The 23,757-nt window shown below is 64.0% G+C and carries 25 protein-coding genes; 13 read left to right on the top strand and 12 right to left on the bottom strand.

Going from position 1 to position 23,757, the window contains the following annotated elements; genetic code table 11:
- Positions 1-12: 12 nt before the first annotated feature.
- Both AN936_RS00900 and AN936_RS00895 read right to left on the bottom strand, forming a co-directional pair.
- Complete coding sequence (locus AN936_RS00900) at positions 13-1,734, bottom strand: M56 family metallopeptidase (RefSeq protein WP_054586496.1); 1,722 nt, start codon at positions 1,732-1,734, stop codon at positions 13-15.
- Positions 1,734-2,111: a BlaI/MecI/CopY family transcriptional regulator gene (locus tag AN936_RS00895; RefSeq protein ID WP_054586495.1), complete on the bottom strand. Its 378-nt coding sequence runs from the start codon at positions 2,109-2,111 to the stop codon at positions 1,734-1,736. The genes AN936_RS00900 and AN936_RS00895 overlap by 1 nt, the downstream gene beginning before the upstream one ends.
- Positions 2,112-2,472: 361 nt before the next feature.
- On the opposite strand from AN936_RS00895, the gene AN936_RS00890 reads away from it, so the two are divergent.
- The 7 genes from AN936_RS00890 to AN936_RS00865 all read left to right on the top strand — a co-directional run bounded on the left by AN936_RS00890 (position 2,473) and on the right by AN936_RS00865 (position 11,484).
- Complete coding sequence (locus tag AN936_RS00890) at positions 2,473-4,764, top strand: EAL domain-containing protein (RefSeq protein ID WP_234715699.1); 2,292 nt, start codon at positions 2,473-2,475, stop codon at positions 4,762-4,764.
- Between the two features lie 738 nt (positions 4,765-5,502).
- Positions 5,503-7,455 (top strand): ribonucleoside-diphosphate reductase subunit alpha, encoded by a 1,953-nt coding sequence (locus tag AN936_RS00885; protein WP_054586494.1) that lies wholly within the window; start codon positions 5,503-5,505, stop codon positions 7,453-7,455.
- 62 nt (positions 7,456-7,517) lie between these two features.
- Positions 7,518-7,955, top strand: a complete 438-nt coding sequence (locus tag AN936_RS00880) for an endonuclease domain-containing protein (RefSeq protein ID WP_054586493.1) — start codon at positions 7,518-7,520, stop codon at positions 7,953-7,955.
- Positions 7,956-8,019: 64 nt separating this feature from the next.
- Positions 8,020-9,081 (top strand): ribonucleotide-diphosphate reductase subunit beta, encoded by a 1,062-nt coding sequence (locus AN936_RS00875; protein ID WP_054586492.1) that lies wholly within the window; start codon positions 8,020-8,022, stop codon positions 9,079-9,081.
- 137 nt (positions 9,082-9,218) lie between these two features.
- Complete coding sequence (locus tag AN936_RS00870) at positions 9,219-9,449, top strand: hypothetical protein (protein WP_054586491.1); 231 nt, start codon at positions 9,219-9,221, stop codon at positions 9,447-9,449.
- Between the two features lie 54 nt (positions 9,450-9,503).
- On the top strand, positions 9,504-10,934 hold the full coding sequence (locus AN936_RS24565) for a P-loop ATPase, Sll1717 family (protein ID WP_149037565.1): 1,431 nt from the start codon (positions 9,504-9,506) through the stop codon (positions 10,932-10,934).
- 199 nt (positions 10,935-11,133) lie between these two features.
- Positions 11,134-11,484 (top strand): GIY-YIG nuclease family protein, encoded by a 351-nt coding sequence (locus tag AN936_RS00865; protein WP_054586490.1) that lies wholly within the window; start codon positions 11,134-11,136, stop codon positions 11,482-11,484.
- A gap of 82 nt (positions 11,485-11,566) precedes the next feature.
- Here AN936_RS00865 and AN936_RS00860 read toward each other — a convergent pair whose 3' ends face one another.
- Positions 11,567-12,064 carry a hypothetical protein gene (locus AN936_RS00860; protein WP_158500028.1) on the bottom strand — a complete coding sequence of 166 codons (498 nt, stop codon included), beginning with the start codon at positions 12,062-12,064 and terminating at the stop codon, positions 11,567-11,569.
- 632 nt (positions 12,065-12,696) lie between these two features.
- On the opposite strand from AN936_RS00860, the gene AN936_RS25220 reads away from it, so the two are divergent.
- Together AN936_RS25220 and AN936_RS00855 are read left to right on the top strand one after the other, a co-directional pair.
- Entirely contained in the window at positions 12,697-12,846 is a 150-nt protein-coding gene (locus tag AN936_RS25220) for a hypothetical protein (protein WP_173585635.1), read from the top strand.
- Positions 12,847-12,966: 120 nt separating this feature from the next.
- The gene (locus AN936_RS00855) at positions 12,967-13,425 is read left to right on the top strand and encodes a hypothetical protein (protein ID WP_054586488.1); all 459 of its coding nucleotides are present in this window, start codon (positions 12,967-12,969) and stop codon (positions 13,423-13,425) included.
- Here AN936_RS00855 and AN936_RS00850 read toward each other — a convergent pair.
- Together AN936_RS00850 and AN936_RS00845 are read right to left on the bottom strand one after the other, a co-directional pair.
- The gene (locus AN936_RS00850) at positions 13,422-15,002 is read right to left on the bottom strand and encodes a sulfatase-like hydrolase/transferase (RefSeq protein ID WP_158500027.1); all 1,581 of its coding nucleotides are present in this window, start codon (positions 15,000-15,002) and stop codon (positions 13,422-13,424) included. The genes AN936_RS00855 and AN936_RS00850 overlap by 4 nt on opposite strands.
- 170 nt (positions 15,003-15,172) lie before the next feature.
- Positions 15,173-15,430 carry a DUF2171 domain-containing protein gene (locus AN936_RS00845; RefSeq protein WP_054586486.1) on the bottom strand — a complete coding sequence of 86 codons (258 nt, stop codon included), beginning with the start codon at positions 15,428-15,430 and terminating at the stop codon, positions 15,173-15,175.
- A gap of 142 nt (positions 15,431-15,572) precedes the next feature.
- Here AN936_RS00845 and AN936_RS00840 point away from each other — a divergent pair, with 142 nt between their 5' ends.
- Complete coding sequence (locus AN936_RS00840; protein ID WP_054586485.1) at positions 15,573-16,271, top strand: hypothetical protein; 699 nt, start codon at positions 15,573-15,575, stop codon at positions 16,269-16,271.
- Positions 16,272-16,283: 12 nt separating this feature from the next.
- Here AN936_RS00840 and AN936_RS00835 read toward each other — a convergent pair whose 3' ends face one another.
- The 6 genes from AN936_RS00835 to mnmA form a co-directional block, all read right to left on the bottom strand.
- The gene (locus AN936_RS00835; protein ID WP_234715698.1) at positions 16,284-16,724 is read right to left on the bottom strand and encodes a thermonuclease family protein; all 441 of its coding nucleotides are present in this window, start codon (positions 16,722-16,724) and stop codon (positions 16,284-16,286) included.
- Between the two features lie 264 nt (positions 16,725-16,988).
- A complete protein-coding gene (locus AN936_RS00830) occupies positions 16,989-17,300 on the bottom strand; it encodes a hypothetical protein (protein WP_084758600.1) in 312 nt (103 codons plus the stop codon).
- Positions 17,301-17,390: 90 nt separating this feature from the next.
- Positions 17,391-18,083 carry a DsbA family oxidoreductase gene (locus AN936_RS00825; protein WP_054586483.1) on the bottom strand — a complete coding sequence of 231 codons (693 nt, stop codon included), beginning with the start codon at positions 18,081-18,083 and terminating at the stop codon, positions 17,391-17,393.
- Between the two features lie 39 nt (positions 18,084-18,122).
- Entirely contained in the window at positions 18,123-18,257 is a 135-nt protein-coding gene (locus AN936_RS25730; RefSeq protein WP_257719792.1) for a hypothetical protein, read from the bottom strand.
- Between the two features lie 95 nt (positions 18,258-18,352).
- The gene (locus tag AN936_RS00820; RefSeq protein ID WP_054586482.1) at positions 18,353-18,790 is read right to left on the bottom strand and encodes a hypothetical protein; all 438 of its coding nucleotides are present in this window, start codon (positions 18,788-18,790) and stop codon (positions 18,353-18,355) included.
- 51 nt (positions 18,791-18,841) lie between these two features.
- The gene (mnmA, locus tag AN936_RS00815) at positions 18,842-19,975 is read right to left on the bottom strand and encodes a tRNA 2-thiouridine(34) synthase MnmA (protein WP_054590011.1); all 1,134 of its coding nucleotides are present in this window, start codon (positions 19,973-19,975) and stop codon (positions 18,842-18,844) included.
- Positions 19,976-20,120: 145 nt separating this feature from the next.
- Here mnmA and AN936_RS00810 point away from each other — a divergent pair, with 145 nt between their 5' ends.
- The 3 genes from AN936_RS00810 (at position 20,121) to AN936_RS00800 (ending at position 21,289) form a co-directional block, all read left to right on the top strand.
- A complete protein-coding gene (locus AN936_RS00810; protein WP_054586481.1) occupies positions 20,121-20,513 on the top strand; it encodes a hypothetical protein in 393 nt (130 codons plus the stop codon).
- A complete protein-coding gene (locus tag AN936_RS00805; protein WP_054590010.1) occupies positions 20,506-20,805 on the top strand; it encodes a DUF1153 domain-containing protein in 300 nt (99 codons plus the stop codon). The genes AN936_RS00810 and AN936_RS00805 overlap by 8 nt, the downstream gene beginning before the upstream one ends.
- Before the next feature lie 193 nt (positions 20,806-20,998).
- Positions 20,999-21,289, top strand: coding sequence for a hypothetical protein (locus AN936_RS00800; protein WP_054586480.1), 291 nt, complete (start codon positions 20,999-21,001; stop codon positions 21,287-21,289).
- A gap of 236 nt (positions 21,290-21,525) precedes the next feature.
- Here the strand turns inward: AN936_RS00800 and lepA are convergent, their stop codons facing one another.
- Positions 21,526-23,349: a translation elongation factor 4 gene (gene lepA, locus AN936_RS00795; RefSeq protein ID WP_054586479.1), complete on the bottom strand. Its 1,824-nt coding sequence runs from the start codon at positions 23,347-23,349 to the stop codon at positions 21,526-21,528.
- Positions 23,350-23,757: the final 408 nt, after the last annotated feature.

Raw genomic sequence — 23,757 nt, 5'->3', positions numbered from 1 at the left:
GGTGCCCGGGCGTCAGGTGCCCGGCGGCGCGGGCGGTACCGGCGGACGCGTCGCGGCCGGTGCTTCGGGGACTTCGATCCGCGCGACGCGGCCGTCGGCGCTGCGCGCTTCGATTACCGGGCCGGGGCCGAAGCGGACGGTGGCGCCGTCCTTCGACACGATGCTCCGTTTCGCGCCCCTGCCCCGCGGATGCATGCCCGTCGCGCGCAGTTCGATCGCGTCGTCGGGATCGCGCAGCCGGACGCCGGCCTTGCGCATGTCGGTCACAAAGTCGCAATCGACCCCCATCGCCTTGAGCGCGATCAGGTCGTCGAGATCGACCCCGGGGAAATGCTCCTTCATGTCGCGGGCAAAGGCCGCGTCGATGCCCACCTGTTTCGCCCCGACCAGATCGCCGAAGTCGGCGCCCGGCAGGACCGCGCGCATCGACCCGATATAGGCGGGGTCGACCCCCGTTGCCTTCGCCGCGATGATGTCGTCGGGGTCCATCGACCCGCCATGCTCGCGCAGCTTCTCGACATATTGGGGGGTAACGCCGACTGCCTTCATGCCGACCAGCTCGTCGGCGCCCAGCTGCTGCACTGCGGCGGCGGTTTTGGTTTCCACCTCGGCGAAGTCCTTCGCCGTCATTGCCGACTGCATCGACCGTATCGCCGACTGCTGCGCAACAAAGGCGATGCTATGGGTACCGCCGGCCACTTTGGATTCTGCCGTCGCGGAAAAGGCGGCGAGCGGCGCGGTGATCCCGGCCAGCACCACCAAGCTCATCAAGATCCAGCCCGCGCTTGCCGGACCGCGTTTCAGGCTGCCGTCGAGCACCCGCGTGATCCGGCGCTTCAGGCTGCCCTTGGCCGGGGCGACGCCGTGCGCCGCGATCAGCGTCGCCTTGTTGTCGTGCCGCGCCGCGCCGACCAGCAGCGTCGCATAGTCGGGACCGTCGATGTCGGCCATCAGCACGGCGTCGTCGGCGGCTTCCTCTCGGAGCTGATGGCTTTCGCGCGCCAGCATCCACACCAGCGGGTTGAACCAGAACAGCGCGCAGGCCAGCCGCGCGGCGAGCAGCTTTGCCCAGTCGAGCCGGGCCACATGCGCAAGTTCGTGCGCGATGATCGCCTCGGCCTCGCCGACCGCCGCCACCGCCTTCGGGCTCAGCACGATCGTCGGGCGCAGCACGCCCCAACTGATCGGCGAACGCAGCTCATCGCTCACCAGCAATGCGGTACCATGTTTGAAACCCATCCGCCGCTGCGCCTCGGCAAGCGCCGAGAGCCACGACGATTCGACGAGCACGTCGGCGCGGCCGCGCATCGCGAACAGGCGCAGCACCGCGATTCCCATCAGCCCGGCCAGCAGCGCTAGCGGCAGGACATAAACCCAGGGCGCGAGATCGGCGAATGAGGGCAATGTGATCGACGGCGATCCGGACGAATCCGCCACGACAGGGACTGAAGCCGTGGCGGAAGAGGCCGGATCGACCGCCGATCCCCCCGTTATCTTTGTGGCTGCGGCGGCAGGCGCCGGATCTGCGATCGCCCAGTCCGCGGGAAGCGGCTGCCACTGCGGCAGCAGCAACGTCGCCAGCGGCAGCGCGAGCAACGCGGCAAGCCCGGCGTGCGCGATCAGCGAACGCTCGCCCGCCGACCGCGACCGCACGAGGCGCAGCAGAAGCAGCGTCAATCCGGCGACGAGCGCCGATTTCCAGGCGAGTCCGATCAGGGTTGCTGCGGTGATCATCACTTTGCCCTCCCTTCGCGCGCGCCGGCGATCAGCTTTTCCAGTTCGTCGAGTTCGGATGCGCTCATCTCGTCCTGCATGCCGAGCAGCGCCGCCGCGGCGCTGGTCGCCGATCCGTTGAAAAAGACCCGCACCACCTGGCTCAGCGCCGATTTGCGCGCCGTCTTGTCCGATACGCTCGGCGCATAGACGAAACCGCGTTCCGACTGTTCGCGCGCCACGAAGCCTTTGGCCTCGAGCCGTTTCAGCATCGCGCGGATCGCCGAACCCGACAGCGCGTCGGACAGCGCCTCGCCGATCTCGATCACCGTCGAGGCACCACGCTCGTACAGGACATCGACAATCTCGCGTTCCCGCGGCGGCAAACTGGACAACATGCGAATCACCTCATGCGCTACATTTGTAGCGTGCTACATTTGTAGCGCATGCTTGGCAAGGGGTTTTATCAAGATAATACACCAATGCGGATGGACGGTCGTTTTTGGGGTGGAGAGCGGCCGTTGCCCCATCCACCCTCGTCATCCCGGACTTGATCCGGGATCCACGGCGGCGCGGAAGTCATGGACCCCCGATCAAGTCCGGGGTGACGAAAATAGGCAGGACATAAAGCGGCCGAAAACCGCTATTCCGGCATATATTCACACCCGCCCCGCCCCGCTCACCGCAATGTTTCGTTCATGATTAACGCAATGATAACCATCACCGACTAGGCACGTCCGGTAATCGCTGGAGACGTGCGTGTTCAAGCTGGGCAACAAGATGATCGTCAGCTGGCGAACCTTCGGGCTGTCGTTGCTGCTCAGCGTCATCGTCGGTGTTACCGGCGTGGCGCTACCGATCGATCGCGTCGTCGAAAGCGCACTCGGCAGCATCGCCTGGCGGCCGGTTTCCGGCGAAACCGTCGTGGTCGCGGTCGACGACAAGACGCTCGCGGCGGTCGACGATCAGGATTTCACCGCCGCCAACCACGCCCAGTTGATCCGCGCCATCGACAAGGCGGGCGTCCACCGCCTGTTCGTCGACTTTTCCTACGAGCGCCGGGTCAGGGACCCGGCCTTCGGCGAAATGGCGGCCGCGGTGAAGGCGATGGACGACCGCATCATACTCGCGGTTCCGTCGGCGAATTTCGGCGGCACCGAAGCCGAGGGCGCCGTGTGGCCCGACGCCCGCCTCGGCAACCGCGCACAGAAAGCGTTCATCGGCTGGGAGTACGGGTTCTGGCAGGTCTGGAAGGTCCCGATGGCTGTGCGTGCCGACGGCCGGGTGCTGCCCAGCTTCGCCGCCGTCATGGCAGGCCACCCCCGCGAACAGCCCCGGCAATTCGCCATCGATTATTCCTACGACACCGAAACGGTGACCCGCTACAGCGCGATCGACGTCATCTCGGGCAAGGTCGGGGCCGCGCAATTGCACGGCAAGGATGTCATTTTCGCGCCCGCCTCGACGGCGTCGCCCGACCAGCATTATCTGCCGGGTCACAACAAGATTCCCGGCGCCTATATCCACCTGATCGCGGGCGAGACGCTCAAGCGCGGGATGCCCGTCGATATCGGCTGGCTCCCGCCGCTGCTCGCGGCCGCCATCATCCTGCTCGCCGCCCTGATGTTCGATCGCGGCCGCTGGTACAGCCGCGCCGCGCTCGGCGTGGTCGGCGTGACCGCGGCCGCGAAAATCTTCCTGACCGTGTCGCTGGTCTCGGTCGAGATCGGCGCTGCGGCCTTTTTCATCGCCGCGCTCGGCGCCAACGTCTCGCGCAAGCGCCGCCATTTCTCGGCCCAGCGCGAAAACCCCGTATCGGGCCTGCCCAATTTCGAGGCGCTGCGCACCCAACAGCCGTTCGGCAGCGCAACGATCATCGCCGCGAAGCTCGTCAATTTCGAGGATCTCGCCGCCTTCCTCCCCGGCGAGGGCAGCCAGCAGATGGTCGACCAGGTCGCACGCCGCCTGACGCTGGCCTGCCACGGCACGCAGCTCCATCACGATCTCGACGGCACCTTCGCCTGGCTGGTTCCCTATTATCAGCACAGCCAGATCGAGGGACATCTCGCCGGCCTCGCCGCATTGTTCAACGCGCCGCTGACGATTGGCGAACTGCGCGTCGACGTCGCGATCGCCTTCGGGGTCAATGACGAGTTCGAGGGCTCGAACGCGCAGCGGCTCGCCGCCGCGCTCGTCGCCGCCGAAAAATCGGTGCGCAGCCGCGCGCTGTGGACCAAATATTCGCCGCGTCAGAAGGAAGACGCCGGCTGGCAGCTCAGCTTTCACTCGCAGCTCGAGGACGCGCTCACCGGCGGCGACATCTGGGTCGCCTTCCAGCCGCAATATGAAATCGCCTCGGGCAAGCTCGTCGGGGTCGAGGCACTGGCGCGCTGGACGCACCCGACGCGCGGACCGATCCCGCCCGACGAGTTCATCGTCCAGGCCGAAAAGAGCCAGGACATCTACCGCCTCACCCTGTTCGTCATGGATCAGGCGATCCGCTCGACCGCGCAGCTCCATGCGCGCGGCTTCAAGATCCATATGTCGGTCAACCTCTCGGCGACGCTGCTCGACCACAGCGACCTCGTCGGCACGATCCGCGTCATGCTGACCGCGCACCATCTGTCGCCCGAATGGCTGACGATCGAGATCACCGAGACCGCGCAGATCGAAAACAGCCGCCAGGCGCGCCAGACGCTCGCCCAGCTTCGCCGCTCGGGCATCCGTCTGTCGATCGACGATTATGGCACCGGCCAGTCGAACCTCGAATATCTGACCGAGATCGAGGCCGACGAGATCAAGATCGACAAGCGCTTCGTGATGACAATGCGCGATTCGCAGCGCAACTTCGAAGTCGTCAAATCGACGATCGATCTCGCGCACCGTCTTGGTGCCATCGCCGTCGCCGAAGGCATCGAGGATCGCGAAACCATGACCCTGCTCGAAGGGCTCGGATGCGACGTTGGCCAAGGGTATCATCTTGGAAAGCCGCAGCTATTTTCCGAGCTTTCGGCCAATCTCTCGACCGCTCCCCACAGCCGCTCGGCATAACTGCCATTTTGGCACCATTTGTTAAGGTTAAGACTCGCTTTACCTTGTTTTTTAAGGTATACGTCGCGTTAACTGCCGTGGAATTGGCAGTGCCTACAGGAGATTTCAAATGGGTTGGTTTTGGAAATTTCTGGGCGGCGCCGGCTCCGGTAACGGTGGCGGTCAGGCCTAAAGGCCCCCAGGGTTAGACAAAGGGCTCCGGCATCGCCGGGGCCCTTTTTCTTTGCCCGCCAGCCCCTTTTTGCCCGCGGCTTGGTTAACCGCTCTTGCGTCCGCCGCCGGGCTTGCCCCAATATATGGTGTGTCGGCCAAGAGGTGCCGGCGAAGGGTCTGTATCGACCCGAAAAAATTCAGCCGCAGCGCGCTCCGGACACCGATCGGGCGCGGGGCCGCAGAAAGGCTGATCTTTTGCCTGCGGCCGGCCCGTCCCGCGCGACGAACTGAATCAAAATATCGACGAACCGAGTCCCTAATCTGTCATTTACCGTCTTGCATCGCCGCGCCGACGTGGCACTATAGGTGGTGGGTAACCAGCGGGGGCACCCCAAGAAATTGTATCAGGCTGTAAGTGGCGGATTTCCGTCGCCCATCCCATATGGGCACGGGAAAACCCTTCTTGCGCCCAAAAATATGTGCCCCGCGGGGCGGTTTAGATGCTAGGATCGGGGCTTCGTCCCGAGTCGAACAAGACAGGAACAAAGCGCCGCGCGGCGCTGGTCAAAAATGGGGGCGAACCAGATGGATTTTCGGGAAAGCGAACGGGTGGAGACGAGCGACGTGGCGACGGTGGAACTGACAAAGAATGACGCTCCGGCGGCACCCGAATCGAAGGGCGAATCGGCTCCCGAATCGCCTCCCGCCGCCAAGCTCAACGACAGCAGCGAGCCCAAGGTTCACGCGCGCCGGTTCGAAGTGACCACCGACAGCAGCCGCGACGCGCTGCTCACCGATTTCGGCAAGGAAACGCTGCAGGACCGCTACCTCCTGCCCGGCGAATCATACCAGGATCTCTTCGCGCGCGTCGCGTCGGCCTATGCCGACGATCAGGATCATGCCCAGCGCCTCTACGACTATATCTCGAAGCTGTGGTTCATGCCCGCCACCCCCGTTCTCTCGAACGGCGGCACCGGCCGCGGCCTGCCGATCAGCTGTTACCTGAATTCGGTCGACGACAGCCTCGAGGGCATCGTCGGCACCTGGAACGAGAATGTCTGGCTCGCCAGCCGCGGCGGCGGCATCGGCACCTACTGGGGCGCGGTGCGCGGCATCGGCGAACCCGTCGGCCTCAACGGCAAGACCAGCGGCATCATCCCCTTCGTCCGCGTCATGGACAGCCTGACCCTCGCGATCTCGCAGGGCTCGCTCCGCCGCGGTTCGGCCGCCTGCTACCTCGACATCTCGCACCCCGAGATCGAGGAGTTTCTCGAGGTTCGCAAGCCGTCGGGCGACTTCAACCGCAAGGCGCTCAATCTCCACCACGGCGTGCTGATCACCGACGAATTCATGGAGGCCGTCCGCGACGGCGCCGAATTCAACCTCCGCAGCCCCAAGGACCAGAGCGTCCGCGGCACCGTCGATGCGCGCTCGCTGTTCCAGAAGCTCGTCGAAACGCGCCTCGCGACCGGCGAGCCCTACATCATCTTCATCGATCAGGTGAACCGCATGATGCCCAAGCATCATCGCGACTTGGGACTCAAGGTCACCACCTCGAACCTCTGCTCGGAAATCACCCTGCCGACCGGCCGCGACCATCTCGGCAACGATCGCACCGCGGTCTGCTGCCTCTCGTCCTTGAACCTCGAAACCTGGGACGAATGGAACGGCGACAAGCGCTTTATCGAGGATGTCATGCGCATGCTCGACAATGTCCTCCAGGACTATATCGACCGCGCCCCGCCCGAAATGGCGCGCGCCAAATATAGCGCCAGCCGCGAACGTTCGGTCGGCCTCGGCGTCATGGGCTTCCACAGCTTCCTCCAGGCGCGCGGCCTGCCGTTCGAGGGCGCGATGGCGAAATCGTCGAACCTCCGCGTCTTCAAGCATATCCGCGCGCAAGTCGATCAGGCGTCGATGCTGCTCGCCAACGAGCGCGGCCCCTGCCCCGACGCCGCCGATCAGGGCGTGATGGAGCGTTTCAGCTGCAAGATGGCGATCGCGCCGACCGCGTCGATCAGCATCATCTGCGGCGGCACCAGCGCGTGCATCGAGCCGATCCCGGCGAACATCTACACGCACAAGACGCTGTCGGGCAGCTTCTCGATCCGCAACCCGCATTTGGAAGCCCTCCTCGTCGACAAGGCGAAGAACAGCGACAATGTGTGGAACTCGATCCTCGAAAAGGGCGGCAGCGTCCAGCACCTCGACTTCCTGACGCAGGACGAGAAGGACTGCTACAAGACCAGCTTCGAGATCGACCAGCGCTGGCTGCTCGAACTCGCCGCCGACCGCACGCCCTACATCGATCAGGCCGCCTCGCTGAACCTGTTCATCCCGGCGGACGTCGAGAAATGGGACCTGCTCATGCTCCACTATCGCGCGTGGGAGCTCGGCATCAAATCGCTCTATTACCTGCGGTCGAAATCGGTGCAGCGCGCCGGCTTCGCGGGCGGCGTCGAGGCCGACAACACGTCGGAGGCCCCGAAATACGAGCTGCAGACCACCGACTACGACGAGTGCCTCGCGTGCCAATGATTCCCTCTCCCGCCGGGAGAGGGAGGGAGGCGCAAAGCGCCGGAAGGGTGAGGGCGATCCCGATGCGGACCTATCAGGGCCAACCCGCCGGCACCGTCGCCCGCGCCCGCACCCTGCGCAGGGACGCCACCGAAGCCGAAAAGCGGATGTGGCAGGCGCTGCGCAAGACCTTCCCCGCCACGAAATGGCGGCGGCAGGTTCCGATCGCCCCCTATTTCGCCGATTTCTTCAGCTTCGCCGCGAAGCTGGTGATCGAGGTCGACGGCGGCCAGCATGCGGGGGCGGCGTCCTATGACGCCCGCCGCACCGAATATCTCGAGCAGCAGGGCCTCACCGTCCTCCGCTTCTGGAACAACGACGTCCTCGCGAACACGAGCGGCGTCATGGAAACAATCTCCCTCTCCCTCCGGGAGAAGGAAGCAGCCGCGCAGCGGCGGAAGGGTGAGGGCGACCAACCGCCGGCACCAGGCCGCCAACCACCCTCACCTTCCCAAGGCTGACGCCTTGGGCCCCTTCCTCTCCCGGTGGGAGAGGAGTAAAGATACGCCAGTCCGGAGATCGCCGATGCCCCTTCTAGAAGCCCGCAAGACCTACAAGCCCTTCGAATATCCCTGGGCGTTCGATTTCTGGAAGCGCCAGCAGCAGATCCACTGGGTGCCCGAGGAAGTGCCGCTGGGCGAGGATTGCCGCGACTGGGCGCAGAAGATCAGCGACCACGAACGCAACCTGCTCACCCAGATTTTCCGCTTCTTCACCCAGGCCGATATCGAGGTGCAGGATTGCTACCACGAAAAATACGGCAGCGTGTTCAAGCCGACCGAGATCAAGATGATGCTGACCGCGTTCAGCAACATGGAGACGGTGCATATCGCGGCGTACAGCCATCTGCTCGACACCATCGGCATGCCCGAGAGCGAGTACGGCATGTTCCTCGAATATGACGAGATGCGCGCCAAGCACGACTATATGCAGCAGTTCGGGGTCGAAAATGACGAGGATATCGCGCGCACCCTCGCGATGTTCGGCGGCTTCACCGAGGGCCTCCAGCTTTTCGCCAGCTTCGCGATGCTGATGAACTTCCCGCGCTTCAACAAGATGAAGGGCATGGGCCAGATCGTCAGCTGGTCGATCCGCGACGAGAGCCTGCACTGCGAAGGCATTATCAAGCTGTTCCACACCTTCACCAAGGAACGCGGTTGCCTGACCAAGGCGGTGAAGGAAGACATCATCGACACCTGCCAGAAGACGGTGCGGCTCGAGGATGCGTTCATCGACCTCGCCTTCGAACAGGGCCCCGTCCCCGGCATGACGCCGAAGGAGATCAAGCGCTACATCCGCTACATCGCCGACTGGCGCTTGGGGCAACTCGGTTTCCAGCCGATCTACATGATCGACGAGCACCCGCTCCCCTGGCTCGCCCCGCTGCTCAACGGCGTCGAGCACGCCAACTTCTTCGAAACGCGCGCTACCGAATATTCGAAGGGCGCGACGCGCGGCGACTGGAACACCGTGTGGACCAGCTTCGACAACCGCAAGAAGGCCAAGACCAGCGACGACGCCCCGGCGGCCGACGCCGAAAACGACGGCGAAGACATGTTCAAGCAGGCCGGCATCGCCGCCGAGTAAGCGACCCTATAAACCCCTCCCCTTCAGGGGAGGGGCAGCGAAACTTGCCAGCTTGCTGGCCTAGTGAAGCGGGGTGGGGTTTCGCGAGACAGCACCACGCTCCCGACGAACGAACAACAAGACGTCAGAGGCCAAAAATGACCGACAAGAAAAAACTCAAACTCCTCGTCCTCAGCCAGCCCCAGCGCGCGACCCTCGAAGGCCTCTCGAACCGCCGCCCCCAACTCCCCACCGACCCGATCCGCGACGAACTCGTCGAACTGGGACTGGTGGTGCAGCAGGGCGCAAAGTGGGCGCTGACCCCGACGGGCAAGAAGGTGCTGGCGGCGGGTTCGAACCGGCGGAATGCGGGCGGGTTTTCGGTTTGATAATGTAGAAAAAGAGGCTATTTGCATAGAATCAAGTAAGCGGCGGAGATACGCATGCAATTTCCCGACCTTCGCTCTATCGGTCAACCGTCCGCAGAAGAGGATGCAGTCCTCGAGTATTTTTTAACAACCGATGCTGTTCGACTAGTTGAAGAAAATGAAATTTTTCTAATTTTGGGCCGAAAGGGCTCAGGAAAAACCGCACTAGTCAAGCATTTCACTAAAGAGCACGGAAAGAATCCTTACCGGAGACCGCTTAATCTCCGCGGATACCCATGGACTTTGCACTCAGACTTGGCCGATAACCAAGTCGGGGAAATGGAAGCTTACGTTGCCTCTTGGCGATACCTTATTGCCGCGCAGGCTGCTTCCGCATGCCTAGAAGCAAAATTTAACAACACGATAGATGCGGAACAAAAGCTTCGGTCATTTTTCAATTCTAATTATGGCGCTCCATCTGTCGATGTCGACAAAGTATTCTCGCCAGCAAAAATTATTATTGAGAAAGCAGTCATTCAGCCGAAGATTGCTGGGAATGAGCTTGGATCGATCGAACTACGAAAGGTCAAGCCGGGATTTGGTCAGCAAATCGATGCCGTTGCCACCGAGATAATTCGACTGGTCGGCGAGACAATGAGGTACAGAGGCCAAAACCATATTGAACTTCATTTCGACGAACTAGATGTCGGATTAGAAAAATTTGATAGAAATAGAGAACTTCTAATTTCTGGATTAATACTAGCCATACAAAGCTTTCGTGGGTTTGGAAAGAAGAGCGATCAAATCGTGCGGCCCTTTGTCTACTTAAGACAAGACCTATGGGATTATTTAGCATTTTCTGATAAAAATAAAATATCTAGAGGACCGGCCCTCGTCCTAAACTGGAACAGCGCCTCCCTTTTAGAGATGGTAAATATTCGACTCAACAGGATCGCGAACCTTTCATGGTCCGACCTTATTGACGATCGCCTTATGCGCGGGACCCAACAAAAGTGGGATCACATTATATCCAGAACACTGGACAGACCGAGAGATGTCATAAGCTACATAAATATAATTCTATCCCAAAAAAAGGATAGAGAACTTTTATCAAATGAAGACATATCCTCCGCTCGATCTGAGTACACCACATATTTTAAAGAAGAACTTGACGACGAAATTAAAGCACACTGGCCACATTGGGAAGATGCAATTAATACATTGAGAGACATAGGCTACATTACATTTACACGAACTCAATTCGACGAAGCCTACGACCGTCAGCGGTCAAAAGAAAACAAAGTGGAGGATGGCGCCGGCGCGTTGAGTAGATTGTTCGAATATTCTGTTGTCTCCTATCTTCGACCGCGCAGGGGAGGCGGTTCTGATTGGGTGTGGAAGTATAAGGATCGAACGGCAAACTTCGATGCACGCGCTGAACGATTTCGAGCACATCTTGGTATCGTGGAATTTGCGAACCTGCGTGAGGAACGTCGACCGGGCTAGCTTCCGATTTGAAGCGCTTCGAATTAAGGTGACGGATTAGTAGACCCCCAATTGCTTTTCACCGCGTGGATGCCGGATCAAGTCCGGCATGATGGTCAGGAGAAAAGCATCCGGTTCGACCTAATCTCGTCACCCGCGGACGAGGCCCATAACTGGCTCACCGTGATCCGGGGTCCATCGCCGCCCTAGCCTCCACCCCATGCACGCCGACTTCCAGCCCTGCGCCTATATCATGGCGAGCGCGCGGCACGGCACGTTCTACACCGGCGTCACCTCGCACCTGATCCAGCGCATCTGCCAGCACCGCGACGGCAGCTTCGACGGCTTCACCGATCGCTATGGCGTGAAGACGCTCGTCTGGTTCGAACTCGCCGCGACGATGCACGCCGCGATCACGCGCGAAAAGCAGATCAAGAACTGGCAGCGCCAGTGGAAGATCGCGTTGATCGAGGCGGCGAACCCGGATTGGCGGGACTTGGCGGAGGAACTAGGGCTTGCCGCCGCTGGGCATGTGACGCCGCCCTCCCTTTCATCGTCATCCCGGACTTGATCCGGGATCCAAGCCACGGCCGTAGAATGGATTCCGGATCAAGTCCGGGATGACGAAAGTGGGGAATGCCCGGCAATCCCCCTCAATGCACCGTAACCACCCCCACACCACCACCCGCCCGCGCCACCGCGAACATCACCCCGTCGCGCACCACCTCGGGCGGGCCGTCGAGCAGGTAGAGCTTCACCAGTTCGCGCGTGACCTCGCTGTCGTCGTCGACGACCAGCCGCAGCGCATGCAGCCCCGTCTCGCCGCGCGTCACCACTACATTGCGGACCAGCGCCAGCGGCCAGCGGGTGCTGCCGCCGCGATAGAGCGTCACCCCGTCGTGGCGCAGATAATCGCCGCGCCGCCGCCACACGCCGATCCAATAGGCCCATAGCGCCAGCACCGCGACGATGCCAAGCCCGACCAGCGGCTGCACGAAGACCATCGTCCGCAGCATCTCGGCGAGGCCGCCGTGCCAGTCGAGCCGCGCCGCGAGCACGCCGAGCAGCAGCGCGCAGCCGAACTGCCACGCCACCAGCGGCGCCGTGCGCAGCCGCGCCACCACCACCATGTTCCGGTCCCCGCCTGTCATCGCCGCCCAGATAGGCACTCGCACCGCGCCGCGCCAGCGCTGATCGATCCTCCCTGCGGCATAGCCGTGGGGAGGTGGCAGCGCGAAGCGCTGACGGAGGGGCCTGTGGCGCAACGTCGCGGGCCCTCCACCATCGTCTGCGGCGACGGTCCCCCTCCCCACGGCTCCGCCAGAGGAAGGATTGCCCGCACGCCGCTGGGCGCGTTTCGGCCAAAGGCCAGAGCTATGATGAAATAGGACGGCGCGCCCCTTTCCTACATTGCCGCCGCGTGCCAGCCTGCCCCCTTGCTCTTTGACCCGTTAAATCCGCCCCGTCCGCCGCGCCGAACCCCGCCGCGCCGAACATCGCGCCCGCGCACGATCTTTGCGACCTTTCGCCCCGGCCGCGGAGTGAACGATCTTCGCGATCTTTCTCCGCGATCTTCGGCCACCCTCCCGCCGCTAACCCCTTGTTTTGGAAGGCACCCCGGTGACAAGTTTGACAAGTTAGCGCCGCCGCACCGGCATGCATACGGCAGGCTGGCCCCAACCATCGGGCGCCGCCACACGCGACGGATGGCGCCGCGCGGGCGGCGAAGCGATCGGCGACTCTCGCCATCCATGCTATGCTGGCGCCTGAAAGGAGAAAGCCCATGCAGGCCGTAACCGAAGGCGACCGCCGCAAGGAGGTTCGCACCCTCCTCGACCAGATCCAGGCGCATCCCGAGTGCGACTGGACCGCGGCGCGCCAGCGCATCGCGACGCTCAACAAGCTGATCGGCTCCGCTCCCAAGCCGCACTGATCAAACCGCTCTGGCCGGCGCTTCGTCGCAGCGGTGCGCCATCCCGCCGCGCCGCGGGCAACGCCCGCCGCCGCTGCCGGGTTTCGCTTCATATCCCAACGGACATGAAGGAATATTGTCATGCGCAAGACCCTCAGCCTGCTCGCCACCGGCGTCGCCCTGCTCGCCGCCCCCGCCTTCGCCCAAGTCGGCGGCGTCGCCGACATCAACGCCGGGGCGCAGGTCGGCGTCAATCCCGCCGGCACCGTCGGCGCGGTAACCGACCGCGTCGGCCAGACCGTCGATCGCGTCGATGAAGGCGTCAACCATACGGTCGATGCGACCAAGCTCAAGCTCGCGGCACGCGAGGATGTCCGTGCCGGCGCGCAGGTGAGCGACAGCACGGGCAACAGCGTCGGCACCGTCCAGAGCATCGACGGCGATCAGGCGATCGTCGTCGATGGCGGCAAGCTTTATAATGTGCCGCTGTCGTCGCTCTACAGCCACGCCGAAGGCGCCGCGCACGGGCTGGTGACCAAGCTGCCCAAGACCGAGCTCAAGGCGCGCTCCGAGGCCGGCGCGGCGGCCGAAACCCGCTAGTTACCCGGAAAGGCGGTCCCGGCGGTCAGCGACACCTGTGTGTCGCTGACCATCGGGATCACCGTCCGCCCGAACCACACATAGCGCGCAGTCGGCTCGGTTAGGTCGTTGTCATAGAGCGCGGTAGCCTTGGCGGGATCATAGCCCATCCAGCCGAGCGTCGCGGGAAAGATCTGGCTCGCCGAGTGGCCTTCGCGCGGCGCGGCGGCATAGCGCGCCGCGAGCGCATCGGGAAGAAAGGCGAGCAGCGGAACGCGAAACTCGTCGCGCACCGCCTCGCGGCTACAGTGCGGCAGCGCGCCGGGGGTCAGGTTCTGGCCATGGTCGGAGGTGTAGACGACCGCCACCGTGTCGCGATCGACCCTCGCCAACAGCCGCTCGAAGAACCGCCCCTTCGACCAGCCCAGCGCCGTGTCATATTGCAGCGCCGCGGGCGAGTCCGCGGGGATCGCCCCCGCCGGATAATGGTCGCGATACTGGAAATGGACGCCGCGCAGCACCGCGAGCGTGAAGCGCCGCCCCGGCGCCCTCATCTGCCGGTTCAGCGCATCGGCGATCTTCAAATCGGTGTCGATGCCGCCGGGCATCGGCCGGAAATCGTCGATCAGCGCGCGTTCGGGCGCCAGCAGCAGATTCTGCGGCGCGCCCGACGTCTGCCCGTCGATCAGCATCGTGCGATAGCCGGCGCGCTTCGCATAGGCCCAGATCGACGGCGTCCGGCGCAGGTCGATCGCCGGCGACGCGCGGCGAACATCCACCCCCGACCGCAGCGCGACCTGTGCCGGGGCGCTGCAATTGCCGAGCGCCGCCGCGACCCCGAAGTCGACATGCGGCACCGCCGCAAGTTTCGGCGCGATCAGCCGTGTGAACGGTTCCGCAGCGACGCTTTCGTCGATCAGCCAGACGATATGGCGCGGCGCCTGGATGGCCGGATCGGGCGTGAGTTCGGGCGCGGCGCGCGGCGGCGGGGCGGGCGCGGTCAGCAGGTCCCAGCCGAGGCCCGGAATGTTACGCTCGGCCGCTTCGGGCCACAGGTCGGCCGTACGATAAAGCAGCGAAGGGAGGGCGAGCAGCGCGATCACGCCCGCCGCGATCCCGCGCCCCCATGGCAGCGTCATCGCGCTGCGGAGCAGCCAGCGCGCCGCCGCGAGCAGCGCCAGCGCCGCCGCCGTCTGTGCGCCGGCGAGCAGCAGCGGCGTGGCGAACTCGCCCGCCGCATTGCCCGCCTGCCCGATCTCGGCGATCATCCACGCCAGCGTGCCGCCGTCGACCGGCTCGCCGACGATTCCGCTATAGCCATGGTTGATGAGGATCGACGTCCCCGCAAGCGCCAGCAGCAGCGCTGCCCAGCGGCCTGGCAGCAACGCCAGCGCGATCAGCAATATGCCGCCCTGCAGGCCGACGAACAGCATTGCGCGCACCGCGCTTTCGGCGTCGCCCGCCGCATGGCGATAAAGCACATTGTATGTCAGCGGATAACGGTTGGCGATGGCATAGCCGGCCGCGAACAGCAGCAGCGCGGCGACAACCCGCCCCGCGCGCGCCCACGGCGCCCGATCTTCCCCCTCGCTTCCCATCGCCCCTTCCATAACGGCAGAGCGTTGAAAAATCACCCATAGTCCATTGGTGGCACCGGTATAGCGATGCGCCAAAGAAAATGGCCCGCCCCGGGGGCGACGGGGCGGGCCAGTTTCAGTGCCGCGGCGCCGGATTGCGCCATCGGCCCTCTGGTTATTGGTTGTCGCCGCTATTCGGCTTCCTCGAACAATTCGGCTGCGTTGGCGGCGGTCGCCGACAGGCGCACCGTATCGCCATCGACCGATGCGACGAGGCCGGCGGGAATATAATGGTGCTTGCCGCCCTGTCCGTCCTCGGCCTGCGGGCTGTCAGCCCTGGTCAGCTTGATCCGCTCGCCGTCGAGATGGTCGACGGTGCCCAGATGGACGCCGTCGGCGCCCACGACGTTCATATGTTCCTTGATCGCGCTATGGTCATGTTCGGCCATGGTCATTCTCCTCGGCGCTCCGCAGCAATCCTGCGGACGTACGCACCATACGCGCTAAATCCCGCTTGGCTCCCGGCATCCGACAGGCCGCCCGAAAGCCGCGCCGCTTTTCAAGCGTCCCCCGGCGCGCTAGCCTGGTGCGATGCGTTTCCTCCTTCCGTTCGCCGTGTTCGCGCTCGCCGCTGCGCCCCTTCCCGCCTTCGCCTGCTCGCCTGCCCCCGGCTATGCCGTGCCGACCAATATGGAACTTGTCGCCGGGGCCGACATGATCCTGCTCGCGACGGTCACCGGCGGCACCCCGATAGATGCGGTCGACGGGCCCGATACCATGCGGATCGACATCAAACCGATCGCAGCGCTCAAGGGCGACCTCGCAAACGCCCCCGCAACGCTGCCGATCGCCCTCGCACCCGACCGCTTCGCGATTCTCAGCAACCCCTACGATCTCGAAAACGCCCATCCGCTCGCGCAGATCGGCGGCTGCATCCGCTATATGGTGCCGAAAGGATCGCGCCTGCTCTTCTTTCTCGACCGACGCGAGGGTCAATGGGTGCCCGCGGGCGGTCCGTTCAGCCGCTGGGCGGAGGATGTGCTGACCGACGACACGCCCTGGCTTCAGGCGGTGCGCTTCTACATCGATGTCGCAAAGCTTCCCGAAGGCGAGCGCACGACAGCGCTCGCGGCCCGCCGGGATGAATGGGCGGCCAAAGATGGCGATCCGGTGGCGCAGTTGCTCGCCGCCGACGTCGCTCGCCAGCTCGCCGGCCCGAACAAGCCGCTTCGCGACGAAGGGCCGTGGGTGGATCCCGACGCGCCGGCCGAGACCGCGCCCGAAGACTGACGCCGCAGCCCGTCAACACCACGGACGGCGACGCCCCTGCCATGGCCGGGCAAGCCCTTCGGCTACCAGCCGCTCGCCGATACTCTCGCCGCCGCGCGTCACGATACGCAGTTTGCGACCGTGGATGTCTACGTCGCGATCGGCCGCATCGAGACTGAACTCGCCCGCGTTTAGCAGGCCGTTCAATCGTTCCGTCGCAGCAGCACCGAGCGCCGCCTCCTCGGCGCAGCGCGCGGGATGGGTTTCGGGCGTATCGATATCGGCAATCCGGTATTTCTCGCCCTCGAACCAGAATGTGTCGCCATCGACCACGCAGTTGCGTCCGCCGCCGCTGTGACAGACGCCGAAACGCGCACTCAGCCGATCGGACGGCGCATTCGTGAGCTGGCCTTTCAGAATCGCGAGGCCGCTCGCGCGCGCCTCGTGGCTCGCGACGAATTGAAGCGCCGCCAACGTGCCGCCGAACCCGCCCGCGATCGCAATCAAAAGCCAAAAGGCAAACCCCGCTCTGCCGCGGCGATGATATGAGCTTCTCTTGCGACCGGGGTGTCGATAGCGTCGGGCGGATGGATAAGAGGAACGGCGGGCCATACCGTTCACACTGCCACGCGGCGGTTAGCGAAATCGCAACAAGGCACCACCGCTATGGCAGGAAAGGATCAGAAACTCGTCCGCGATGGTGCCATAGTCTAACGGTGGATTCGCGTTAACACCGGCTCAGGGCGCGCCGCGCGGCCCGTCATCCTCGATACCCTCTTCGCCGAGTTCGCCATCCTCATCGTCGTCGCTGCGCTCGCCGCGATAGGCATCCATGTCGGCCCGGCCCGACCGCTCCATCTGGCGCATATGATCGACCAGATCCTGTGCGTCGTCGCTCTCGTCGCGGCTCTTGACCTTGTCGCTGTCTTCCAGCCGGCGTTCACGCCGCGCCGCCTCGGCGACGGTTTGTGCCTGCGCCTCTTCGTCCTGCTGCTCGCGGTTGAGCGCCTCGGGGGCGTCCGCTTCGGGCTTGCGCGGGGTATCGGCCATGACCGGCTCCATAGCTGGGCCCGCCGGACCGGAAAGCCCGCGCGGGCAAGGGGGATGGCCTGAAAACGCCCGTCCGCCCGCCGCAGTTCCTCAACCGGCGCTCGCCAGCACCTTATTTTCGATAACGCGAATAAAGGCTTCGGGGTCCTGCGCGCCGGGGATCAGCATCCGTCCGGCGAGGATGAAGGCGGGGACGCCGGTGATATTCTGGTCGGCCCAATAGGCTTCCTCGGTGCGCACCATCTCGCCGAATTCGCCGCTCGCGAGAATCGCCGCCGCCCGCGTCCGGTCGAGCCCGGCCGAGGCCGCGACGTCGGCCAGCACCTCCGGGTCGCCGACATCGCGATTGTCGGTGAAATGGGCGCGAAACAATGCGAGCTTCAGCGCCGTTTGCACGCCGGTCGCCGCTTCCTGCTCGGGGTCTTCGAGCGCCCCTGCCCAGGTCAGCAGGCGATGCGCATCGAAACTGTTGCGCATCCGGAAATCCGGCCCGCGGTTGAAGATAAAGCCAAGCTCGGCGGCAATCCCCGCCATCCGCCCGCTGTTCGCGCGGCTCTGGTCGGCGCTGATGCCATATTTGCGCATGACATGCGCAGCGGCGTCCTCGCCCTCCGGCGGCATGTCGGGGTTGAGCTCGAACGGATGCCACTGGACGCGAAAGTCCAAACGTCCCGCAAAATGCGCCATCACCCGCTCGAACTTCAGCCAGCCGATGATGCACCAAGGGCACATGACGTCCGACACGATATCGACGGTCAGGCGCGGTACGCGCGGTTCGGTCATGGCAATCCTCCTCGAACGGCAGGATCGGCCTGCCCGGTTTCAGGGCGCCCGGCGATCCTTACCCGACCGGCGGTCGCCCTTGCGACGTTCGGGGCCCTTGTACCCAGGATCGTCGGCGATCCGCCGCTCGTCCGATCGTCGATCCGGACCGCCTCGCTTGTCGTCGTCAGACATCATGGTTTCTCCTTCCATCACTGGAAACAAGGAGCGACCCGCGCGGATGATAGCCCAGTCCCGACGGAAAGGACAGGATCGACGATTTCTCCGCCTTAATGCACCGAAGTCCCTTCGGGGTCGCTCGCCCCATCGGTGTTCCAGCCGATCGCCGGGCGCGACAACACCCACCAGCTCCCAACCATCAGCGCCACAGATAGCGCCTCGACGATCATTGCCTGGACGATGCCCGAATTGACCGGATCGCCGCTCGCCGCGCCGAACAAGCGGCCCGCGAGCGCCGTGCCGTAGAGCGCAGCGGGGACCAGCAAAGCCCGCAGCCAGCCCGGCACCAGCGCGCCGAGCGCCGCGGCGCCCGCGGCGACAAGGAAAAAGGCCGACAGGTCGGCGCGGATCGTGTTGGTCGCCGTACCCTCGACGAGGATACCGAAGGTTTCGGTATAGCTCAGAGGATCGAACAATCCCCGCATGCCGACGATGACGAAAAAGACCGCCCACAGCAGGACCGCGCCGCGCAAAACCCAGTTGATCATGGTTTTTCTCCCTTACCGCCGAAGCTGCGGCATTGCGGGGAGAAGTTCAATCTATTCCGACGCGAAGGTCGCTTCGATCCAGCCGCCGCCGAGCACGCGGCTCTCGTCGGCGGCGTCATAGATCACCGCCGCCTGCCCCGGGGCGACGCCATATTCCGGTGCTGCGAAGATCAGCCGGTCGCCGGTCACCCGCGCCGCTACCGGTCGCGCCATGCTCCGGACCTTCGCCAGCACCTCGCGGCCTTCGACATCGCCCAGCCAATTCGCTTCGCCCAGCCGGGCCCCTGACACCGCGAGCGCGCGGCGCGGTCCGACGACCACCTGCTTCGCTTCGGCATCGAGTCGGATGACATAGAGCGGCTCGGCCTGCCCGCCGATCTCGATCCCCCGCCGCTGGCCGACGGTGTAGTGGATGAGCCCCTTGTGTGCGCCCAGCACCGTGCCGTCGACATGGATGATATCGCCCTGGTCGTCCGCTTCGGGGCGCAGCTTCCTGACCAGCGTCGCATAATCGCCGTCGGGGACGAAGCAGATATCCTGACTATCGGGTTTGCCCGCAACACCGAGTCCGAGGTCACGCGCGATTTCGCGCACGACGCTCTTTTCGAGGCCGCCGAGCGGGAAGCGCAGAAAGTCGAGCTGGTCCTGCGTCGTCGCGAACAGGAAATAACTCTGGTCGCGCGCCGGATCGACGGCGCGGTGCAGCTCGGCGCCCGCGGGCCCCATCACCCGCCGCACATAATGGCCGGTCGCCAGACAGTCGGCACCGAGGTCCTTCGCCAGCCGGAACAGGTCGGTGAACTTCACCCCCATGTTGCAGCGGACGCACGGGATCGGCGTCCTGCCGCTCAGATATTCGTCGGCAAACTGGTCGATCACCGTGTCGCGAAAGCGGCTTTCATGATCATAGACATGATGCGCAAAGCCCAGCCGGTCGGCAACCGCACGGGCGTCGCGGATATCCTGCCCGGCACAGCAGGCCCCGACCCGCTTCGCCTTCGCGCCATGATCGTAAAGCTGCAGCGTCACGCCGATCACCTCGGCACCCGACCGCGCAGCCAGCGCCGCGACCACGCTCGAATCGACTCCGCCCGACATCGCAACGACGATCCGCCGGTCCTTCAGCGGATCATCGAGCTGGAAGTCGCCCCGGGCGAGCCCGGTGGGGGAAAATGCGGTGGCCATGATGCGCGCCATCTAGTGATGGGCGCGCAAAAATACCAGCTTTTCTGCCGCACGCGTCAAAATATTGACGGGGGTTAAGCTTCGCTAACAAGGCCTGAAATGGGCATTTACTGGACCTTAGGCCGTCTCCGCTAGACGAGTCGATATGAACCTTGCCCCATCCGATCTTCCGCGCATCGCCGGTGCGGCCAGCCTGTCGAACCCCGGTTTCGACATCATCCTGGCTGTATCGAGCGCGCGTCAGGCGATGCTGCCGACCGTCCGGCTGCTGCAGACGCGGTCGAATCGCGAATCGCACGCCGCAAGGGTCGGCGCGCTTCGTCATTATCTCGGCGGCGCAGCCGCCGACGGGCAAGGAAACGCGCCGCGGCCGGTCCGTTTCTTCGACCTGTCCCGCGATGTGAACGCCCTGCCCGAAACTATGAACAGCCTGTTTACCAGAGGATTTCAGCCGATGTTGAATCCCTCTGAATTAAACCGGTCGGCGTCGGTCAACCCGATCCCCCCGACGTTGAAACGATGGAATGAACATGATTGAAAACCAGAAAATCCGGCCCGCGCAGGTCATCGGCCCCCTCGGGGAGCCGCTGACGCTCGACTCGCTGCCCCCCGCGACCACGACGCGCTGGGTCGTACGCCGCAAGGCGGAGGTCGTTGCAGCCGTCAATGGCGGCCTGCTGACCGTCGACGAAGCGTGCGAGCGCTACAGCCTGACGCTCGAGGAGTTTGCGAGCTGGCAGCGGTCGATCGATCGCAGCGGCATGCCGGGGCTGCGCGTCACGCGCATCCAGCATTACCGCGACCTGTACGAGCGCCAGCAGCGCTTCTGACGCAGGCTCTGCGCAACCTGAAAGAAGAGGGCGCTTCGGCGCCCTCTTTTTTGCCTGGCGAACGCATACGGGCCTCGCCGTCATGAATTTTTACAAGCAAAATCAATTCCATTTGCCATCGACAGCAGAAACTTCGCAACCCTGACGTTCATCCCGCGTTAAGCCCCAGAGTCAACTTTGGGAGTCACTCAATATGCGTAAGTTCGTTATCGCTCTCGCCGCCACGTCGGCCCTTGCGCTCGGCGCTTGTCAGAGCCCCGCCGCCGACAAGGTAGAGGATCAGGCCGAGGCACAGGCCGACGCCATCGACGATCAGGCCGACGCCATGCCCGAAGGTCCGGCCAAGGAAGCCATGGAAAAGAAGGCCGACGTCGTCGAAGAACAGGGAGAGGAAAAGGCCAACGCGATGGACGACAATGGCGAGATCGCACCGTCGGAAACCGGCGTCGGCGACACCCAGCCGCCCGCCGAAGCCAAGAAATAACCTTCCACCCCTCCCACGAGGGATCGGAAGTGGGGCGCCGCCGACTTGTCCGCGGCGCCCTTTTTCGTGGTGTTAGACCATTCAGTCGTGTTGTGACCGCAGTCACCGCGCCGACGCAGCGCGCATCTTATGCTTGCTTCTGTGGAACCGGGTGATCTCTGCAACCCGGGTCCACGCTATCACCCTCCTGCCGCCGCATGGCGGTGGGAGGGGCGCGCTACGCCGTAACCGCTGAATCAGGCATCATCCCCCATCCGCAGCGCGGCGATAAACGCCTCCTGCGGAATGTTCACATTGCCATATTCGCGCATCCGCTTTTTGCCCTCTTTCTGCTTTTCCAGCAGCTTCTTCTTGCGGGTCGCGTCGCCGCCGTAACATTTGGCGGTCACGTCCTTGCGGAGCGCGGCGATGGTTTCGCGGGCGATCACCTTGCCGCCGATTGCCGCCTGGATGGGGATCTTGAACATGTGACGCGGGATTAGGTCCTTCAGCCGCTCGCACATGCCGCGGCCACGGCTTTCCGCCGAGCCGCGGTGGACGATCATCGAGAGCGCATCGACCGGTTCGTTGTTGACGAGAATGCTCATCTTGACGAGATCGCCGGCGCGGTGGCCGATCTGGTGATAATCGAACGACGCGTAACCGCGGCTGATGCTCTTCAGCCGGTCGTAGAAATCGAACACCACCTCGTTGAGCGGCAGTTCATAGGTGATCTGCGCGCGGCCGCCGACATAAGTCAGGTTCTTCTGCACCCCGCGGCGGTCCTGACACAGCTTCAGGATCGGCCCCAGATAATCGTCGGGCACGTAGATCACCGCCTCGATCCACGGCTCCTCGATCTCGTCGATGCGGTTCGGGTCGGGCATGTCGGCGGGGTTGTGGAGTTCGATCTCCTTCGCCGCCTCATTCTTCGTGTGCCCGAGCTTCAGCTTGTACACCACCGACGGCGCGGTGGTGATCAGGTCAAGGTCATATTCGCGCGTCAGCCGCTCCTGGATGATCTCGAGGTGGAGGAGGCCGAGGAAGCCGCAGCGGAAGCCGAAACCGAGCGCGGCCGAGCTTTCCATCTCGAACGAGAAGCTCGCGTCGTTGAGGCGCAGCTTCTGGATGCTCTCGCGCAATTTCTCGAAGTCGTTCGCGTCGGTCGGGAACAGGCCGCAGAAGACGACCGGCTGGACTTCCTTGAACCCCGGCAGCGGCGCCGCGGCGGGCTTCTTGGCGTCGGTCACCGTGTCGCCGACGCGCGCCTGCGCGACGTCCTTGATCTGCGCGGTGATGAAGCCGATCTCGCCGGGGCCGATCTCGGTCAGCTCCTCGCGCTTCGGGGTGAAGCAGCCGACGCGGTCGATCAGATGGGTGGTGCCCGCCTGCATGAACTTGATCTGCTGACCCTTTTTCAGCACGCCATCGACGACGCGGACAAGGATGACGACACCGAGATAAGGGTCGTACCAGCTGTCGACGAGCATCGCGAGCAGCGGCGACGCGGCGTCGCCCTTCGGCGGCGGGATCTTGGTCACGATCGCCTCGAGGCATTCCTCGATGCCGATCCCCGACTTGGCGCTGGCGAGCACCGCGTCGTCGGCGGGCAGCCCGATGATATCCTCGATCTCGGCCTTCACCTTGTCGACGTCGGCGGCGGGCAGGTCGATCTTGTTGATCACCGGCACGATCTCGTGATCATGCTCGATCGACTGATAGACGTTCGCGAGCGTCTGCGCCTCCACCCCCTGCGCGGCATCGACGACGAGCAAGGCGCCCTCGCACGCGGCGAGGCTGCGCGAGACTTCATAGGCGAAGTCGACATGGCCCGGCGTGTCCATCAGGTTCAGCTCATAGGTTTCGCCGTCGTGCGCCTTGTATTTCAGGCGCACCGTCTGCGCCTTGATCGTGATCCCGCGTTCTTTCTCGATATCCATATTGTCGAGCACCTGCGCCGACATTTCGCGCGCGGTGAGCCCGCCGGTGAACTGGATCAGCCGGTCGGCGAGCGTCGACTTGCCATGGTCGATGTGCGCGATGATCGAAAAATTGCGGATGTGGGACAAGGGCGTGGTCATCGCGGCGCCCTAGCAGGGGTTTGCGGCGCTGTCAGCAAGCTCTTAAAGCCACAAAAACCCCGCATCGACGGGCGCATTCCGGGGCCTGTGCGGCTTTAAGGAGACAAAGGATAGGCATGAGCAGCGTGAAACTGTCTCCTTTGTCGCTTTAGTCATGAGCCAAAGGTCGCGAAGGTCACCCACGGCGCGGGCGGGCGAAAGATCGTAAAGATCGTACGCGGACGCGATGTTTCGCGCGGCGGCTGGGCAGCGGATCTGGACGAGTCAAAGAGCCGGAAACGCGAAGCTGGCATGGCGGGATGATGTAGGAAAGCGATTTCTAGATGATCCGCCATACATTCGCGGCTTCGATCACTCCGGAAGAATCCGCCGCTTGCCAACGGCCCCCAGTTGGGTGATGGCGCCCAG

Source organism: Sphingopyxis macrogoltabida (assembly GCF_001307295.1).
GTDB classification, from domain to species: domain Bacteria; phylum Pseudomonadota; class Alphaproteobacteria; order Sphingomonadales; family Sphingomonadaceae; genus Sphingopyxis; species Sphingopyxis macrogoltabida_B.
The sequence above is the reverse complement of the archived record's forward strand: the minus strand, read 5'-3'. Positions and strand labels throughout refer to the sequence as shown.